Genomic DNA, 325 nt, shown 5'->3' with positions numbered 1-325 from the left:
CTGTAGGAGCGGCTTCAGCCGCGAGCTTTTGCCTCTCCCACAACAGCATCTGACCTTTGTAGGAGCGGCTTCAGCCGCGAGCTTTTGCCCTTATGGATGCAGTCGATTCAAGCCCGGCGGCAGGCCGGTGGCGTCAACCGGCAACCACGGGCCGTTGGCGTAGGTGGCCCAGGTCCAACCGTCGTTCCAGCGGTAGTAGGTGCGTTGGCGATAATAAAGGCCCGGTACTTTATCCAGCACGTAAACGCCCAGTTGCGTATCCCAGTAGCTGCTCACGCCGGGTGGCGGAGCGAAGTGCGGGTGGGCTTTAAGGCGGGTGCTGGCC

At 62.2% G+C, this 325-nt stretch carries 1 protein-coding gene; it reads right to left on the bottom strand.

The window, feature by feature from the left end:
* Positions 1 to 90: 90 nt before the first annotated feature.
* A partial coding sequence (locus AC0IW9_RS30480; protein ID WP_471652054.1) for a hypothetical protein occupies positions 91 to 325 on the bottom strand: 235 nt, incomplete at its 5' end.

The organism is Belnapia sp. AC561 (assembly GCF_979252845.1).
Note: the sequence above shows the minus strand (reverse complement) of the source record. Positions and strands in the feature narration are given on the sequence as shown.